The organism is Gammaproteobacteria bacterium (genome assembly GCA_015709635.1).
Classification (GTDB): domain Bacteria; phylum Pseudomonadota; class Gammaproteobacteria; order Burkholderiales; family Nitrosomonadaceae; genus Nitrosomonas.
Genome location: CP054180.1, coordinates 2,481,305 through 2,500,745 on the forward strand (window position 1 = coordinate 2,481,305; position 19,441 = coordinate 2,500,745).

A 19,441-nucleotide genomic window follows, 5' to 3' on the forward strand; every position below is an offset into this window, starting at 1 on the left:
CATGTTACATAAGTACAAAATCTCAACCGACAGAAATGGCTTATGACTCAATTTAAAGACACGCAAGAGCAGATCGATCAAGCACGCCGCCAGCACCGGCAAGGCCGGTTAAACTGGGCTGCCGCTAACGAGAAACTGCAAAAAACCGAGCGTTTGATCGCGTCATTGCGCCGCCGCTCCGATGGTGCAGCCAAGGAACAATTACAGGCGTTGCTGCGCGAGCAAGAAGCGTTGCAGGCTGACACCGCCAAATTGCAAGCCGAGCTTGAGCGGAACCGGCAAGTATTGATCGACCGGGAATCGTTGTTCGAGATTTTTTCCGATCCGACCCAGAATATCGGCCAGTTGAACGATATCCATCCGATCCTGCTGTTTCCGCTGCGCATCGAAACGCGCTTCAAAAAAGTCACCGGCCCCGGCGGACGCGATGTCAGTACCGATCAGTTATGGGTACGCGTCTACCCGGACGACATCAGCGTCGACACTTTTGAAGAAATCCCCTCCGAAGTCGAAATCAGCAACACGCGCATTTATTGGACCAATATCTGGAAAGCAGGTGGTGTCGATAGCGAAAAACGCGCGGCGTGGCAAGCGCTGGTCAAAAGCCACGGCGCCGGCCGGGCGTATTGGCTGAGCCAATTATTCAAACCGCTGAATCTGGCTGAAGAACCGGTCAAAGGCGATGGCGATTATATTTTGGTGATCGTTTCGGAACAGGCGCTGCCCGCAGCCGAGAAACCGATTGTGCAGCAATACTGGCAGGCCGTTTTCAGCGCCAATAACGATACCACCGCATTAGATGCGGCATATGCCACACTCAAAAATGATCTCGGCGCAGCACGCGCGCAGGAAATTATCACGTCGTACCAGCCACAGAATCTGAATGTCAAACCGGCGCAACCCGAAACCGTCACCAACGTGCGCGTCGAATTTCTGGAATTACCCGTCGTCAGTGGAGTCGATACGCAACTGCAAGCCTGGACCAACCCGGCACGCGTGGCACTGTTACCGGAGCGGTTTGTGGTCATGGGCTTCAACGGCAAGGAGCAAACGCTGCTACACATCGGCAGTCCAGTGCCTTCGGAACTGATCGTTGGCCCCAACCCCAATGCACCGGAAGATCAGCAATTACAACTGGAAGATGGTGAATTGATCGTACCGGATGAGATGAAATGGGTCACCGATTTTGACGAAGCCGTCGCCAAGGGCATGGGGTTCAAGATTAATCTGAACGATAGCCAGGCGCGGCGCGGCTTCGACCGTCTTTTTGTGCTCGGTGTCCGGCTCAGCGCCGACGTCGGCAAAAGCCGCGAGCAACTGCAGCAGTTGATTCAACACCATCAGCGCAGCCGCAAAGGATTCAGTTTCCTGATGCAAGGCGCGCCGACCAATAACGTCGAAGATCAGGATAGCGGCTATACCTGGTTCAGCGACGCCGACGCCAGTTACGATCACTATTTCAATCAATACGCCAGCGACGGCAGCGACGACGATCCCACCGACTGGCGCACCCGCAAAGACGGCCGCTGGCTGGCGCAAAGCCTGGGTCTCGACCCGGCGATCCTGAAGTTATCGCCGCAGTATTACGCCAACGATCAGCTGGAAGCCCGGGCGATGAACGAGGCGCTGTGGCCGGCAACGCTCGGTTATTTCATGGAACAAATGATGGAGCCGGTATTCAACGACGACACCATCACCAGCACACGCAACTATTTCAACCGTTATGTGCTGGGTCGCGGCACGCTGCCTGCGATCCGCATCGGCAAGCAACCGTACGGGATCCTGCCGGCAACACCGTTTTCGCGCATGGCGTGGATCAATCGTAAAGTCTTCAGTGACGACCGGCTGGAATCGCAAATTTCCGGCTCGTTCCTATTCCTATCCCGGCTTTACAGCCTTATCAAGAAGGCCGACGAACGCTGGACTTCGCTGCTGCCGCAGGTATCGTACGTCGGCAAACCGCAAACCGATCCGCAGCAAGCCTTGCTCGATATCGTCGGGCTGCATCCGGCATCGGTCGAGTTTTATCAACGCTACGCGGAAAGTGCCGAGCAGCTCTACAACCGCTATAAAACTTCCGGTATCAATGGCGCGATCTACGCCACGATTGCCTCGTTGTTTTATACCCAAAGCGGCCTTGCGCTGCTGGCGCAATTGGGCTATACGGCGCAGGACAACAACAAGATCCCTGATATTCTGAACAAATTCTTCACGCTCGCCGCCAACCTGCTGAAAGGCCCGCTGATCGACGATCAAGCGCTGTCCGAGTTCAATCCGGTGCGGATTTATCACACCACTAACACAAATTATCTCCAGTGGTTGGCTGCCGCAGCGCGCGATTCGCATAACACTTTGCGCCTGCAGCAAGGATTTATCGACGATAAGCCGCCGACCGCCTTGCTCTATCTGATGCTGCATCATGCACTCGATTTATCCTACCTCGACACCAGTCTGCGTCTGCACCTGGAAGCGAATGTGCTCGATCCGCAGCAATTCTCTGTGGCGAAACGCGAGCCGAAGTTCATGCACATTCAGGAAGCCGGAGACGACAAAGGCAGTCCGTGGCAATACCTGTACAAAGCGGAACCGGCGATCACCAGTCAACCGCAGTTGCAAATCGGCGATTTCATTCCGCAGATACTGACATTGCGCAATCCTTACCTGAATACCCAAATCGGTGCGCTGGAGCGCTTGCAGCAAACACCGACGGCACGGCTGGAACGGATTTTCGCCGAGCACATCGATTGCTGCAGCTATCGTCTCGATGCTTGGTGGTTAGGGCTGCTGAATGTGCAACTGGACATCATGCAGCAAATCGCCGGGCAAACGCAGCCAGTACCCGGCACCGTACCCGGTGAAACCGGCAACGGCCATGACGCCGATAATCATGGTTGCTATCTGGGCGCTTTTGCCTGGCTAGAAGATGTCCGGCCGGAAAACAAAAATCTGACGCCGATCAAACTGACCGGAGAACTCGACAAAATTTTCAACAAACCCGGTCAAGCCCCGTTGGCCGAGGACGACAAGAATTTCGGTTATATCCACGCGCCCTCGTTGAATCATGCCGTCACCGCCGCCGTGCTGCGCAACGGTTATCTGGCCAACGCCACACCGAGCAATCCCGATAGTCTGGCGATCAATCTCACCTCCGAACGCGTGCGGCTGGCGATGAACGTCATCGACGGCATGCGCAACGGCCAGAGCCTGTCGGCGCTGCTGGGTTATTATCTGGAGCGCGGTTTGCACGATGCCGGCGATTTATTCCTCGACAGCATCATCTTCGATCTGCGCAAGCAATTCCCGCTCGCGGGCGACCGGTTATCAACCACCGCAACCGCTAGCAACGAACCGATCAGCGCCGTTGAAGCGCGCAACGTCGTCGACGGGCTAGCGCTGATCGAGCATGTGCAAGCACAAACCGGCACGAACCGGAATTATCCGTTCGGTATTGCGCAACTTCCAACGATTACCGAGCAGAACAAACTGGATGCAATCAACCGCGAAGTGCAACGCATCATGAATATCAACGATGCCGTCGCCGATCTCGCGATGGCTGAGGGCGTATACCAAGTGGTACGTGGCAACTATGAGCGCGCCGCCGGAACGCTGGATGCCTTCAGCAAGGGACATTTCCCGCCGGTACCGGAAGTGGTGCAAACGCCGCGCAGCGGCGTCACGCTGACGCACCGGATCGGCCTGCACTTGCGCGCCGGATTGAATCCCGCCGATCCGGGCAACAGCACGCCGCGCGCCAAAGGCGAACCGGCGGTCAATCAATGGCTGACGCAGCTGCTACCGGCAATGGGCGGCATTTTCTGTACCGTCGACTATTACCATCAAGGCAACGCGCAACAGGAACAACAAACGGTCAGTGCGCAAGATTTGGGCTTGCTGGCTACCGACCTGATGTACATGCTGTCGAGCGACCAGCAGCAAATGACCGCGCTCGACGACCGTATCCTGACCCAGGTCTATGCGATTCCCGGCGTGCGTATCGATAGCGATATCAAAATCCAATACCGCGGTAAGCAAGCTGGAAAATATTCGTTCTTTGAAGTGATGCCGATGCTCAACGATCTGAAAGCGTTGATCACTCAATCGCGACCGCTCAAAACCACCGACGTAAAACTGCCGAATGAGGCTTCGCAACAAGATGATGGCGTAGCAGCGATCCGTACGGAAAAAGTCACCACGGTGCGCGATTTGCTGCTGCCGCAACAAACCGCTTTGAATGCGCTGAAAACGCAAATCGATACCTGGCTGAACGACCCCGATCCGGCCGTAGCGGAAAACAATGCGCTCAATCATCTCGATGAAATGATCAACGGTTATTTGCCGCTTGCCCTGGCAGTCAATCGATTCGGCCTGACCGGCGCGGCAACCGGTTTTGTGTACGACTGGCGGCGCACCCAATTCCTTGCGTTGCTGGAAAAACTGCAAAGCATCGTCACGCGCTGGCAAGCGGCGTTGCTGGAATTCGAGCAACGTATCGCCGATTTTGCCGCGCTGGATCCAGCGACACCGGTCGAAGACAAAATGCAGTATCTGATGCAAGCGGCGTTATTGATTGTAACCGAATCAATCCCGATCCCAGCTTCAAACGATCCCAACGATTTATTGACCACACTGAATACCACACATAAAACCAGTTTTCAGAACAGTCTGACCAATCTTGAAAATCTGCTGGCGACCGCCAGTCAAGTTGGCGCGCTATACGCCGCGATGATTGCCCGGGAAAGCGATATCGCACTACATGACACGCAGACATTGGATATTGCCGACAATAAAAAAACCATCGTCAGCTTTGCACAAATCTTGCAAACCAAAGTGACGGGCTTGGCGGCGGATATCGACAAACGCGTGGCGGCGGCCAACGATTTGATCACCGGTGATGCGTCGGCTTCCGCCGAGCAGCGCATCGATGAGCTGACGCGCGCGATCCGGCAGTTGACGCACGACGATTTTGTTATTCTGCCTGAGTTTAATCTGGCCGCCGCGCATGGCAGCGAGTGGCAGCAAAGCTATGACAATCGTGCGCAATTGCTGAGCTATCAAAAAAATGATCTGAGCGTGGATTTTCCCGAAGACAACTGGCTATACGGCGTTGCACGGGTACGGGAAAAATTGCAGCGCTGGGAAAGCGTTACGCAGTTTGGCGAAGCGTTGAACAATGTCAGTTTGAATTTGACGCCGTTGCAGTTTCCTTATCGCACCGATGATCACTGGCTGGCGTTGCAATACCCCGATACCCAGCCCGGCACCGCCGAGCCGTTTGTGATCGATAGCGATAAACTGCTGTATACCGCGCATTACGTCGATGCTTTTGTACAGAACACTGCAATTTGCGGGCTGTTGCTCGACGAATGGACTGAGGTGATTCCGACAACCCAGGAAACCACCGGATTGACGTTTCATTACGACCGCCCCAATTGCGAAGCGCCGCAGTCGTTACTATTGGCATTACCGGCCAACTTCACCGGTCACTGGCAATGGCAGGATTTGGTCGATACCCTGCACGAAACCTTGGATATGGCCAGCAAACGCGCCGTTGAACCGGCGCATTGGAATGAGACGGAGTATGCGCGCTTCCTGCCTGCGGTAATTTCTTCGGTAACGCGCTATCCGATCATGATGACACTCGATCTGGCCTTCAATAACGCGGTGCAATTCAAATCCAACGTAGAGAGTTGACCATGAACGATTTTATTGCGATTCAGAATATTCAGGAAGTGCTCGAGCGCAAAGTCTTGCTGCCCACGGTGGTGCTATGGAATCGTCTGGAAGGACGGCCACGCACCAAAAACTTCATCCGCGCGCTGCGCGCCGAAGTCCGAGATCCGCTGTGGATGTTGTGCAAACAGTGGCAAACCGGGGAATTCAAGGGCGACGATGCCGGATCGCCGATCTTCGCCAAAGTGCACATGGCCACCACCGAGCTGACTCACTATCAGCCGGGCGATGCCGCCGCGCAGGATTTCGACCGATCGGCGCCGCTGGAAGCAATCGTCGAACAAAGGTCGTTACCCTACAACGGGCAACAGCACATTCTTTCGCTGGATATCCGTCTGCTGATGGGGCGGCAATGGTTGAAGTATTTGCAGGCGGCCAGTTTATCCGCTTTGAAACCGCAATACTTGCAACACACCGGTTATCGCATTGCCGAACCTGATCCGGCCAGCCACAACGATGCTTTCCTGACCGCGCATCCAGCGGTGTGGCAAAGCTTCTCGGCGATGGCGGGACGCGCCATGGATGGCGCCAATTTGTATTTTTATCTAAAAGCCGATAGCTTGCATCACGCTTACGACGGCATCACCCTGGCCAGTGACGGCGACAAAACAACCATCGACGGTCTAGCCGGAAAATTTGTGCAATGGTATGAGCAATTGTTCTATCAGCCGGATCAAGGCCAAAACGATGCCTGGCTGCCGCAGCAACTGGAATATCGGTTTGCGGTATCGGCACCGCAGCATGGCGCGGAAAAAGTCATGACCGCCGAGGAGTATTATCAAGGCCGGTTGGATTGGTACAACCTGGACGTCGATCCGGCCCGGCAAAACTTGGGCACGAGCAACGGCAGTCCGGTGGAAGGAACCACCACGCTGTCGTTTTTTCCGACGGCGATTCAGTTTGAAGGCATGCCGAATACACGCTGGTGGACATTTGAAGAAGGCAAAACCAATTTCGGCGATATCAAACCCGATACCACCGACATCAACAAATTGCTGCTGATGGAATTCGGCTTGGTTTATGCCAACGATTGGTTTTTGGTGCCTTTCCAATTGCCGGTCGGCAGTATCGCCGATGTACAGGGTCTTGCTGTCACCAACGTGTTCGGCGAAAGAATCTGGGTCACGGCGTCAGGTTCCGGCAGCGATGAAAACTGGCAGCGCTGGGCCATGTACAACCTCACGGTCAAAGGCAGCGACGACGTGCGCGCCGATACCTCGCTGCTGTTATTACCGACCGTCCCCAAGATTCAGGAAGGAAAACCGGTCGACGAGCTATGGTTCGTACGCGATGAGGTCGCCAATATGGTGTGGGGCATCGAAAAAAATATTCCCCTGGCGACAGGCCGCAGCAAACCGGGCAACGAAGCGGGGCGTGAACTCTTCAGCCGCCTGGAAAGTATTCTGGATGGCGAAATCGAAGGCGGTCTGGTGGTACCGGAAATCCCCGAATCGAGCGCGGCCATTCGTTATCAATTGATGCAAGGTGTACCGGAGAATTGGATTCCGATGATTCCCGTGCATCTCGACAACAACAACCGGGAAATCCAGTTGCAGCGTGCGTCAATGCCGCGAATCATCCTCGGCGATCCCAATCCGCCGGAGAAAGTCAAACCGCGCACGGTATTATTGCGCCAAGGGCTCGATCAGCAGCCGCCGCAACCTTATTTTCTGCACGAAGAAGAAGTGCCGCGCGCCGGTATCCAAGTTACGCAAGCGTATCAGCGCACGCGCTGGAACAACGGTCAGGTCTTTTGCTGGCTCGGCGTGAAAAAACAAACCGGCCGTGGCGAAGGCAGCAGCGGTTTGGCATTCGATCGCGTCAAACCGACCAATCAGCGTTTGCGTCCTGCGTTGCGGCCACCTAGCAAATAACGCTTACGAGAATTAAATCCCTCCATCAATCTGTTCCGATCGCTGTTATCATCCGGAACAGAGCAGTAGTCCTGACACAATATAAAGTGAAATCCCGTTTGTATTCCAGGCTGAAAAAAATATTTTCATCAGTATATAATTTCCACTTTCTTCTTATTTCACTTCCTAAACAAAAATGCAGGAACCTGAGCCCCCCGTTATCCAGCCATTTACTTTTGTTTTTAAGTGGCGGCGTTTCTTGGTCCATAGTGCAATCATGGGTGTTTGTATAATGCTTGGCTTAATGACTTGGTATTTCGGCAAGCCACCCAGCATCCGTTTTTATGAAACAAAATCGGAACAACCGCTTGCTGCTGTGATAGCGCCCGATATCGAGATGGCGCTGGACAAACGCAGCTCTGTCGCGGTAAAAGAAAGTAAACCGCTACAGGTGGAATTATTCAAAGGAAATGTCTATTTCGATATCAAGAAAGACTCCACCGATCAACTTGAAGTAAAAGTCGGCAGCGCCATTATCAAAGATTTTGGAACCCGCTTCAGTATTTTTATGCACAAAGACGGCACCGGCCACATCGCAGTTGCAGACGGACATATCAAGCTTCACGTTGCAACCGGGGTTTATCAGATCAATGCACTGGAACAAGCGGATTTTGACGACACCAAAATAAGCAAGCATCGCTTGGTAAGCGAGCGGGAAATTGCACCTTGGCGCTCCGATCAATAATCTGCAAGAATTTCTGGCGTTATTACACTTCAGGAAAGCTCTGAGAAACTGCTGCGTTTGACCATGCTGCGTTGAAATCAGGTTCAAAGTGCTCATTTACCATTCGTAAACCAAACTGCACTTTCTCACCTGATTCCGTCTTTCCTGGCTGTCGCTCGCTACCTTTTTCAAATTTCCTTAGTCACATAGCCACCAAAATACTGTTCGCTCTATCAGTTTTATAACCGCACCACGAGGCACCCCATTCCTTGCCGTGTCAAGCTTTGACAGGCATTGCGCGCTTGATGCTCCTGCAAACCGATCAACCGCGCCCGGTACATCTTACGATTGCTGATTTCCACTTCGGTAACCACTACTTCGCCCGGTACCCAACGCGCGGCTGCCTGTGCCTGAGCATGAGCTCGATCGGATTCCTGATAAGAGCCAATCTGCACACTCCAACTGTTGCTGGGCTGCAGAGCAGGCTTTTGTACCTGCGGTGGCGAATTACTGGCCGGTTTGCTGGCCGACCGCACGGAAGATTCAGTACCTCGTTCTATCGCGGCAGCTGATTTAGGTTTTGAAACCAGAATTTTATCTTTCTTCGTATCGGTTGATGCCGCAAGACTAGTAGCGGTATTACCGGCTAATTGGGTCGAGCCTTGGTTAAAACTACGATCAAGCAACTGCGCCATGTGCTGATCACGTGCAGCCGCAGTATTTCCCCCCATGACCACTGCCACTAAGCGGCGGTTACCGCGTTTGGCGGAAGTCGCCACGTTAAAACCGGAAGCTCGAATAAAACCGGTTTTCAACCCATCAACACCCGGCATGTTGCGTACCATACGATTGTGGCTTTTATAAGTGATGCCTTTGTAGCTGAACGACTGGGTAGAAAAGTAATGATAGTATTTGGAAAAATCCTTGATCAGCCGCATTGAAAGGGTAACCATATCCCGTGCTGTTGTTTTTTGTTCATTATTAGGCAAACCGGAAGCATTGCGGAAAGTCGTGGAATGCATACCCAACTTGCGCGCTTTCTCGGTCATCATGCGACCAAAACCAGCTTCACTTGTGCCTAAAGCTTCCGCCACCACGGCTGCCACATCATTTGCTGAGCGCACGATCAGAGCCGGAATCGCTTCGCGCACACTAATACTATCCCCGGCACGCAGACCGATGTTTGTCGATGGCATCGAAGCGGCATGCACTGACACCGGCATGCGGGAATCCAGCGTCATTCTGCGATGCTCAATGGCCTCGAACAAAAGGTAGAGCGTCATCATTTTAGTCAGCGAAGCGGGATAGCGGCTGGCATCTGCATGGGATTCGTGCAACACTGCACCGGTGTCTGCATCGATTACGATAGAAGCGGAGCGCGAATTCGCTTGTACTGGGTTAGTCAGAAACAGTGACCATAACACTGCGAGAACAAAAAAACCTTTTACTATCGCATACTCCAGCATCGCCATATTTCTTATCCTCTCCAAATATCGGTCAATATCAAGAAACTTCCATGACTGGCATAAAGCAATTCCGTCCCAGCCGAGCAAACTCCCTTTTTGCGCAGACAATGGCAAGCAGCTGCTGATACCGATTTTTTTATTATTTTTCACATTGACCATAGGACGATAACCTCACGACTTCCATCGCATAATTTTACGTCTCTACATTTTACTAGAGTAACTCTATGCGGTATTTCTTAATAAATAGCATATTTCCCTCTATCTACAAAGCATTTTATGACTTCTTTTTGTGATTGAAGAACGTCATATGAACACATTGCAATGGAAAAACGCCCAAGGAGACTTTGCACAACAGGAAAGAAATTCGGAATAGCAAAAACCTGAGCCGAATTTAATTTGATACTGTTACCCAGTTTCGGTGGTAATTGTACGATCGGGTCTGAGCTAGTGCGGTTAAGCGCAATGACATGCGCTTTTAAAAGGAGAATTGGTTTTGCTGGACTATGATGAAGAACACAAGAACACTGCCACTGGAGCAGTGTTCTTGTACCACGGGCTTAGAACTCTTCCCACTCACCGCCACCGCCGGCGGCGACTTTGCGCGGTTGCGCTTCTATCGCTGCTGGGGCTGTATTAGTATTGGCTGCTATCCTCTTGGTAGCAGATCCACGATTAGGCAGCTTGGCAACAGGTGTTGCGCGATTACTTCTTTTTACCGGGGTTGCTGTAGCATGGCCACTATCCCTCGACAATTTGAAAGTACTGACTGCCTGTGTCAGTGCCTGTGTTTGATCTTGCATGGATTCAGCCGCTGCCGCAGCTTCTTCCACCAACGCGGCATTTTGTTGCGTGACTTCGTCCATCTGTGTTACTGCTTGATTAACCTGCTCAATCCCTGAGCTTTGTTCCTGAGATGCAGCGGAAATTTCGGCCATGATATCGGTTACGCGCTTCACTGCACTAACGATCTCATCCATGGTTGCACCCGCTTCATCAACCAGGCGCGAACCATCCTCCACTTTGGCTACCGAGTCGCTGATCAGCTCTTTGATCTCTTTCGCCGCTGCTGCCGAACGTTGCGCCAGCGTGCGCACCTCCGTAGCAACGACCGCAAAGCCACGGCCTTGCTCACCGGCACGCGCTGCTTCCACTGCGGCATTCAACGCCAGAATATTCGTTTGGAAGGCAATGCCGTCTATGACACTGATAATGTCGACAATTTTCTTCGAGCTTTCATTGATCGAACTCATGGTTTGCACCACTTGACCGACAACTGTTCCTCCCTTCACGGCAACTTCGGAAGCGCCTGCTGCCAATTGATTGGCTTGACGAGCGTTATCCGCATTTTGTCTGACTGTCGATGTCAGCTCCTCCATTGAGGATGCAGTTTCTTCCAGACTGGATGCTTGTTCCTCAGTACGTTGGCTCAAATCGGAGTTGCCGGAAGCAATTTCACCGGAAGCTGTCGCAATTTGATCTGTGCCCATCCGCACCTTACCTACCAAATCTGACAAATTGTCATTCATGGTTTTCAAAGCTTGCAGCAAACGGCCGGTTTCGTTGGTTGAGCTGGCATCAATACGGCTAGTCAAGTCGCCCGCAGCAACTGCATTAGCAATTGCAATGGCTTCATTCAAAGGACCTACAATTGCACGTATCAACAGGAGACCTATTACTATTGCCAGCACTATACCTAATGCAATTACAATAACGCTGGTTATGAAAATATTTTCGTAATTAGCTTGAGACGCGGCGAATTCTTTCGCACCTTCATCACGTTGCAGTTCAATCAACTTGAACATGGTGGCATGTGCCGCATCAAATCTTGGCGTTGCCTCTGTAGCATTTTTAACTGCCGCATCGTAATCACCAGCCGCCGCCAGGACCATGGTACGGTTACGCGCTTCCGTGTAGGCTTTCCACTCGTGATTGAAGTTTTCTATCAGTGTTTTTTCTGCAGGTATCAAATTGGTGGCCATGTATTTCTGCCAGGCGGTAGCAATTTCAACATCCCGTTGATCCGTCATTGCTTGCCGTTCTTTTACGGTTTCCGGTTTGCGCGCATAAGAAGCAATGATCGCATTTAAACGTGTTCGCTGCATGCGATCAATCACTAAACCCAATTCTCCCAATGGAATAGTACGATCTTCGTATACTCCTTTGAAAGCATCATTCGTTTGATTTAATCCATAAATACCCAAACTACCGATACCAACCAGCAATATCGACAACAAACTTATTACCAATATTAATCGCGATTTAATTGTCATATTATTAAACACTAGAGCCTCCTTGGAATCTTCCCATTAAAAATTAATTACCTATTAACTTACACTTCGCTCAAGCAACCCCATATCACTACTGCTCATCAACTTTTCGATATCGATCAATATCAGCATTCGTTCTCCGACCGTTCCCAGCCCTGTGATATATTCGGTATCGATGACGGAACCAAATTCAGGCGCAGGTCGAATCTGACCAGCCTCAAGATCGATCACATCCGATACGCCATCGACAACGATTCCCATAACTCGCCCGGCTACATTTAAAATAATCACCACGGTAAATTGGTTGTAATCCACACTCTCCAGTTTGAATTTAATTCTCATGTCTACGATCGGAACAATGATTCCACGTAGATTAACAACACCTTTAACAAACTCAGGGGCATTCGCTATTTGTGTAACAGAATCGTATCCTCTGATTTCTTGCACTTTGAGTATCTCAATACCGTATTCTTCACTCCCCAATCGAAAGGTTAGAAATTCATTGGTCATATGTTGAACTGCCGAATCAGGTGACTCAGCAAGTACATTAACAGCTTGTTTCTGTAACATAGCTTCTGCTCCTTTTATACAAACTACCTAAAATTGAATTAATCGATCATCTTCGAACTTCTACATATTCTTTGTGAATATTTCCCTTCACAAACCTATTAATTTTTATAATTTTTTGCTTCTTGGAGCACAGCTAGCTGTTACGGATTCTGGGCAATTTACTTATGTCAGTCTATTCCCTTTAAAATATAAGAAATAAATTTATTTATTTGTAGGAATTATCTTTCATCTATGCTCATTTACTAATTCTGGAATATGAAATTTTTCATATAATTCATCAGAGTTAACCATACAAATCATGACTTAAAATTAGAGTGGTATTTTGATGTCTATATTTCATGCATAAAAAAACGCCACCCGGAAAATCCGGATGGCGTTTTGTCTTGATTCGATCGAATCTAGAACTCTTCCCAATCGTCCCCGCCGCCGGCAGCCGCTTTGCGCGGTTGAACCGGTACTGCTGCAGTACTCGTTTCTGATTTTATCGCGGCTTTTCTTGTTACTGGACCGCGATTCGGCAGCTTGGCTACTACAGCAGGGCGATTGTTTCTTTTGATCGCCGTCGGTGTTGTATGACTTCCCGATAGTCTAAAGGTGCTGACTGCCTGCGTTAGTGCTTGCGCTTGTTCCTGCATCGATTCCGCTGCTGCTGCCGCTTCTTCCACCAACGCGGCATTTTGTTGCGTGACTTCGTCCATCTGTGTTACCGCTTGGTTGACTTGTTCGATGCCGGAGCTTTGTTCCTGCGATGCTGCCGAGATTTCGCTCATGATGTCCGTTACGCGTTTTACCGCACTGACGATTTCATCCATGGTCGCTCCCGCTTCGTCAACCAGGCGCGTGCCGTCTTCCACTTTCGCCACCGAATCACCGATCAGTTCCTTGATCTCTTTCGCCGCTGCCGCCGAGCGTTGTGCCAGTGTGCGCACTTCCGTAGCAACGACAGCAAAACCACGGCCTTGCTCACCGGCACGCGCCGCTTCCACAGCAGCATTCAGCGCCAGGATATTGGTTTGGAAGGCAATGCCGTCGATCACGCTGATGATGTCTACTATCTTATGCGAGCTTTCGTTGATTGATTTCATGGTGTGCACCACTTGTCCGACCACTGCGCCGCCTTTCATCGCAACTTCCGAAGCGCCTGCAGCCAGCTGGTTCGCCTGACGCGCATTATCCGCATTCTGTTTGACTGTCGATGTCAGTTCTTCCATCGACGATGCGGTTTCTTCCAGGCTGGATGCCTGTTCTTCCGTACGTTGGCTTAAATCCGAGTTGCCCGACGCGATTTCTCCCGATGCCGTTGTGATTTGATCGGTTCCCGAACGCACTTTGCCTACCAGATCGATCAAATTGTCGTTCATCGTTTTCAGTGCTTGCATCAAGCGTCCTGTAGATGATTTGGTTGAAGTCACAACGATATGCGAGGTCAGATCACCTGAAGCTACATGATTCGCAATTTCAATCGCTTCATCCAGAGGCGCCACAATTGAGCGCAGCAACAAGAATCCCAAAATAATCGCAAGTCCAGCGCCTCCTGCCATGGTTGCCACCGATGCAATGAAAATACTTTCATAACTGCTTTGTGCCGCGGCATATTCCTCAGCGGCGACTGCTCCTTGCAAATCGAGCAAAGCAAATACGGTATCTCTCAGCACACTAAATTTTTGCATGGTATCAGTGGCAAGATTTTTCGCTGCAGCTTCAAAATCTCCGGCTATCGCAAATTGCAAGGTTTTATTCATTGAATTGACATACTGAACATGCTGCTCACCTTTCGTTTTAGTGAGTATTTCTTCTTCCGGTGTTAATTTTGTTGTCAAATATTGCGCCCAAACACCTTCGTTCTGCTTGACAAGCCGGTTCGCTTCTTCAGCAAGTTTCTTTGCAATCTCGGCATTCTTCGATTCGGTAGCATCTGTCGCATTTTTTCGCACCTGATACCAAACATCCAGAATTTTTCCCAACTGCACTGCTGTCACCGTACGGTCTTCATATACCGACTTCAATCCCGCGTTGGAATGATTGAAGCCATATAAACCTAAAACACCGATACCTATCATTAGCATTGACAATAGACTAGGGCCTGTTAACACTACCTAAGTGCTTCGACGATGAGAGCGAAATGGATGAATGAGAGAAAAATGACATCCAGTTTGTCGAATCTGGAGAATATTCGACGGAATCCCTTGAGTCTGCGGAATAATCTTTCGATCTCATTGCGTTTTTTGTACATGGCGCGGTCATATTCCCAGAGCTCCAGCCGATTAGTTTTGGGTGGGACAACCGGGATATAACCGAGCTCCAATGCAAGCTGTCTGGTTTGATCACCCTCATAAGCGCGATCCATCAGCAGATGAGTAGGAGAAGAGACGGGGCCGAGTGCTAACAGGAGTTGTCGTCCTTCCGGTGCGTCATGTGTATGCCCCGGAGATAAGGAAAAAGTTATGGCTGTTCTGGTATCTGCGGCAACCAGATGAATTTTAGTGGTCCAGCCACCTCGGGATTTGCCGATGGATTGCGGGCCGTTTTTTTTAATGCACCAGTACCATCAGGGTGCACTTTGATGCTGGTGCTATCCATCGAAACGGCTTCAATCTTGATGCGAATGATTTGTTGATGCTGCAGCTGCTCAAAAACTTTTTGAAGCACGCCGCTTTTCGCCCATCGATTCATTCGAGTGTAGATGGTATGCCAATTACCGAAACGCTTGGGTAGTCCGCGCCACTTGCAACCATGCTCGGTAACATACAGAATAGCATTGAGAATTTGTAGATTGGAATGACTGACATTGCCACGCTGGCGCGGCATGCAGTGTTCGATCTGTTGATATTGAGTTTCGGTGATTTCCATCACCGTATTATATCAAATAGTGTTAACAGGCCCTAATCACAAGCATCAAGCGGAATTTAATCGACGTATCTGTAAACATCACTTTCTCCGTTAAATTTTCCTAATAAAAAAAACAATTCCTAACTAATTAATACTCTGTTCGATCAACCCCATATCGCTGCTACTCATGAGTTTCTCGATATCGATCAATATCAGCATCCGTTCATCGACAGTACCAAGTCCCATAATATATTCGGTATCAATCACCGAACCCAATCCCGGCGTTGGCCGCATTTGCTCGGCTCCCAGAGTAATCACATCGGACACAGCATCGACAACCATCCCCATGACTCGTCCGGCAACATTTAAAATAATCACCACGGTAAATTGATCGTACGTCCAATTACCTAATCGGAATTTAATCCGCATATCGACAATCGGCACGATGATGCCGCGCAAATTGACCACACCTTTTATAAAATCAGGCGCATTCGCTATTTGCGTAATCGCATCATATCCACGGATTTCCTGTACCTTTAGAATTTCTATTCCATACTCCTCGCTGCCAAGACGAAAGGTCAGAAATTCATTTGCCATCCGATTTATCACTGAACCGGATGAATCGGTGACTTTACTTATTGTCTGTTCTACATACATTGCCTAAACTCCTGTTGTCCGCTATACAAATCCAAGTCAACGTCAATTTCTGCATCCACTTCATAAAACATGATTTTTCCCCTATTACTCAACCGCATGAAAGATTAATCCTTATGTAGGTCTTTTCTTACGGAATAATAAAGGCTTTCTTTAATTATTTTTAAAGAAATAAAGTGAAATCAATACACCGGATTGCTGCTGTTCAAAAAATTGTCAGCAGGAGTCTGAAACAGTGGCCAGTGATGAATCGATAGTTGATACAGTAGACTCGAATCTCAACATGATGAGATCTCTGAGATTGTTATTGAAACTGATGATGTGCGCGGATTATTCCGCGCTTCTCATTCTGGAGCATGCCGGACGGCTGCACATGCTTGGGATAGATTAAACGGGATGCCTTACTGATCATGATCCGGATACAGCACAAGTCAGACAAACTTTACAAATTATGGGCTATAACTTGAAAAACTGTTCAAACCGTATGTTGATAGTCTATTTGGACTGTACCAATACCAGGAAGCGAGTTGATCGTACCACTTTACCTGAGCAGTTCACTTCTCCAATAACGGACTCATCGGATACTCCGGCGCTTCTTTCATTGCCACCAGCGGCAACACCGCTTCGCGGCCATCGATGATACGGTGATCGTAAAACAACGTCGAACAATTCATCGGCCGAATGACGATTGATCATTTTCGACGACTGCACATTCCTTTGGTGGCATGAATGCCAAAGAATAGCGCTTTGCAGCGGATTGATGATGCTAGAAAAACGATGGTCGCATTAATTCCATCGTAGCAATGCTAAAAATTCTCATAGCGGTTGATATCGAAGATACCGGCGATCAGGGGCTCCCGCTCTCTCTGCCAGGCCGTAATATCGTGCAGAATCTCCCAAAATTGCGGATGTGTGCGCCGTACACCCCATGTATTCACAATGTGTTCGAAGTGTTCCTCTTTTTTGGCTGCGCCAAGCAGCACTGCAAAGTTTTCGATATCCGAGTCGGGCACATCGAAAATGAAATTCGGATAGCTGCCGGTAATGCCGGGGTATACGGTCAGGCGATCTTTTTCCGGCTGATACCGCAATTCCTCGCCCAGTATAAATGCAACGTTGCTATGCGCACGATCCCGCAGCAAGGTATAGACCGTGCGGTTATCCTGGCCGTGCTTGACTCGCACGAACGTCACTTCCGGCAACCGGTTGATACCGGCCAAATCGGCCGCCGGGCGGGATGCAATGGCGGACAACGCATGATCCGCTTTTTGTATCCACAGCGGCTGACCTGAGCGAACGCACTTCTCCGCCTGACAACGATTGACCGGATCGTCCGCCATCGCATTAACGGATTCAAAACGCTGCAGGATCCGTAAGGCAAGCTCCCGTTTCGGATTTTCGGTTGTAAAGCTCTCTGCCGAAGGCGACACATCGTCGATTTTTTCGTAAAAAGTACCGAATTTCAGTTTGCCCGATTGCTGATACCAGTCGTGCAATATACCGGTGCGTTGACCATCAGGTATCAAGCGCAAGAAGTTATGTTCCGAACTATTGCGTATCAGATCGAAATACAGTCTGGTCAATAATTGATGGGCAACATTGCCGAACACGTTGTAATTCACCACCAGTATGTAGTAGGTACGTTCAAGTAACGGGTAATCCATGAGCCATAGCGTCTGTGGAATATCTCCGGCCAATCCTCTGGCGACTGAAGCGCTATCGTAGTGGCGGGTGATGGTCAGCAAGGCATCGGTATTCCGACCATCGCCATCCCAGAGATGATCCAGCGATGCGCCGCCGGGATATTGCGCTGCATACTGACTGCGGCGTTGTGCCAGATAATCGTTATGATGACCGAGATAGCGGAACCATTCCTCGCCCATCGCCAGCAGATCGTCGTTTTGCCCGGGCATCTCCAGTAACGGAATCGCTTGATGTCGATAAGCGTTATTGGTGATGAAAGGATCGAATTCCGGATTCTGGAATAACACCCAGAATCGATCGCGTATCACGTCGGTGGCGATCTGACCGCGGCATACCGGCCCGTGGATGACATTCCGGATATAGTATTCGGCGTCGTCCAGCATGAAGCGGTAACGAGCGTATGCCGGAATGGCCGCAAACGTTGCGAACGGATTCACCCGTTCCGCATAGCTGTACCCCGGCAAATCGCCCACCGGCCATTCCTGGGTAAAAAATAACTCATTGATACGGCGTTGTTTTGCCTGGCTGAGCGGATACGGAATCCGCCGTTTGTGCAGGATACTGCCACTAATCGGGCGAATACGGTAAAAAAACGGCTGCTCGGGATCGTCATTGGGAAATACGGTGGGAATCGGGATGATATCCCTGCCGGGCGGTGTCGCTGAGCGGATTAACTCAAAAAACCGCAGTTCCCCATCCAGATCCGGAAAATACAGTGTCGCCATAAATAGGTGCTCATACAACCAGCGCGCCACCAGTTTGCCGCGATCATCAGCGCGATTGAAAAACAATTCCCATTTCCGCAGCGACTCTTGCTCACCTTTGCTCAGCATCACCGGTTCATCGGTGATCACCGCACCTTGTTTGACCCAGCCGGCCAACAGCGCATACTCCTGATCGCTGAGTCCGGTAACGGCAAACGGCATACCGCTAAGTGGATAATCACGCGCATAAGCGGAAAATTTCTCACTGGAGACACACTGATTTTTCCGATTAATGCTCAGATCGATCGAATCCGGTATTTTGCTGTTCGGCGGGAATGGATACTGTTTCGCCAGCGATATCATCCCCGCGATCAAAGCTTCGGATTGTGTATCGTCAGAGTGCAGCACCGAATGAAAGCCACGCTCACGCCATCCCGAAACGGTCAGCTCATCGATTCCGATCCGGGTAGGCGGCATGGCCTCAGTTCGCGCTCCGCCATAAATCGATTCGCGAAAAGCGCCACGCAGCAATCCTTCGGCGCTTTCAAGCTTGAGCTGGCACGGCGCATCGTAACAGCTATGGCACGACAAGCATTTGGCTTCCAGAATCGGACGGATCTCTGCATGATACGAAACGGTTCTTTCCACAGCGGCAGGCAGCGCAACCGGCACCGGTGCTTGCTGGCGGCTAGCTATCGGGTTGTTGCCATCTTGACAGGCGGATAACAGGAAAAAGAGGCAAAAGAAAAGTTTGGCTGGGTGGAATAATTTCATGAAGATCGCCGGGATTGAACTCAAAATATTACCTCACCGTTTACCGCTGCAGAGATCGCCGAAGTTACCGATAGCGCAAATTAAACCTAACCGGCGTATTCCTTAAATCCGGCAATCCGGATCCATGAAGTTATTGCGCGGAAAAAATACACAAATCGTCGAGAAA

At 50.4% G+C, this 19,441-nt stretch carries 10 protein-coding genes and 1 pseudogene; 3 read left to right on the forward strand and 8 right to left on the reverse strand.

Annotated features, from left to right (window positions below):
* Positions 1-42 precede the first annotated feature (42 nt).
* The 3 genes from HRU78_11905 (at position 43) to HRU78_11915 (ending at position 8,328) form a co-directional block, all read left to right on the forward strand.
* On the forward strand, positions 43-5,691 hold the full coding sequence (locus HRU78_11905; GenBank protein QOJ24263.1) for a hypothetical protein: 5,649 nt from the start codon (positions 43-45) through the stop codon (positions 5,689-5,691).
* Between the two features lie 2 nt (positions 5,692-5,693).
* Positions 5,694-7,604 (forward strand): hypothetical protein, encoded by a 1,911-nt coding sequence (locus HRU78_11910; protein QOJ24264.1) that lies wholly within the window; start codon positions 5,694-5,696, stop codon positions 7,602-7,604.
* Positions 7,605-7,779: 175 nt separating this feature from the next.
* Positions 7,780-8,328: a FecR domain-containing protein gene (locus HRU78_11915; GenBank protein ID QOJ24265.1), complete on the forward strand. Its 549-nt coding sequence runs from the start codon at positions 7,780-7,782 to the stop codon at positions 8,326-8,328.
* 218 nt (positions 8,329-8,546) lie between these two features.
* On the opposite strand, the gene HRU78_11920 is transcribed toward HRU78_11915, so the two are convergent.
* The 8 genes and pseudogenes from HRU78_11920 to HRU78_11955 all read right to left on the reverse strand — a co-directional run bounded on the left by HRU78_11920 (position 8,547) and on the right by HRU78_11955 (position 19,275).
* Positions 8,547-9,779, reverse strand: coding sequence for a D-alanyl-D-alanine carboxypeptidase (locus HRU78_11920; GenBank protein QOJ24266.1), 1,233 nt, complete (start codon positions 9,777-9,779; stop codon positions 8,547-8,549).
* Positions 9,780-10,330: 551 nt separating this feature from the next.
* On the reverse strand, positions 10,331-12,055 hold the full coding sequence (locus HRU78_11925; protein QOJ24267.1) for an MCP four helix bundle domain-containing protein: 1,725 nt from the start codon (positions 12,053-12,055) through the stop codon (positions 10,331-10,333).
* Positions 12,056-12,097: 42 nt separating this feature from the next.
* Complete coding sequence (locus HRU78_11930; protein QOJ24268.1) at positions 12,098-12,610, reverse strand: chemotaxis protein CheW; 513 nt, start codon at positions 12,608-12,610, stop codon at positions 12,098-12,100.
* A 398-nt stretch (positions 12,611-13,008) separates the two neighbouring features.
* The gene (locus HRU78_11935) at positions 13,009-14,676 is read right to left on the reverse strand and encodes an MCP four helix bundle domain-containing protein (GenBank protein ID QOJ24269.1); all 1,668 of its coding nucleotides are present in this window, start codon (positions 14,674-14,676) and stop codon (positions 13,009-13,011) included.
* Between the two features lie 26 nt (positions 14,677-14,702).
* A protein-coding gene (locus HRU78_11940) for an IS5 family transposase (protein ID QOJ25042.1) occupies positions 14,703-15,460 on the reverse strand; the annotation gives its coding sequence in 2 pieces (ribosomal slippage) (positions 14,703-15,145 and positions 15,145-15,460; 759 coding nt in all).
* A 123-nt stretch (positions 15,461-15,583) separates the two neighbouring features.
* Positions 15,584-16,096, reverse strand: coding sequence for a chemotaxis protein CheW (locus HRU78_11945; protein ID QOJ24270.1), 513 nt, complete (start codon positions 16,094-16,096; stop codon positions 15,584-15,586).
* A 551-nt stretch (positions 16,097-16,647) separates the two neighbouring features.
* Positions 16,648-16,782: pseudogene (locus tag HRU78_11950) on the reverse strand (dihydrolipoamide succinyltransferase).
* 117 nt (positions 16,783-16,899) lie between these two features.
* Positions 16,900-19,275, reverse strand: coding sequence for a fatty acid cis/trans isomerase (locus HRU78_11955; protein ID QOJ24271.1), 2,376 nt, complete (start codon positions 19,273-19,275; stop codon positions 16,900-16,902).
* Positions 19,276-19,441: the final 166 nt, after the last annotated feature.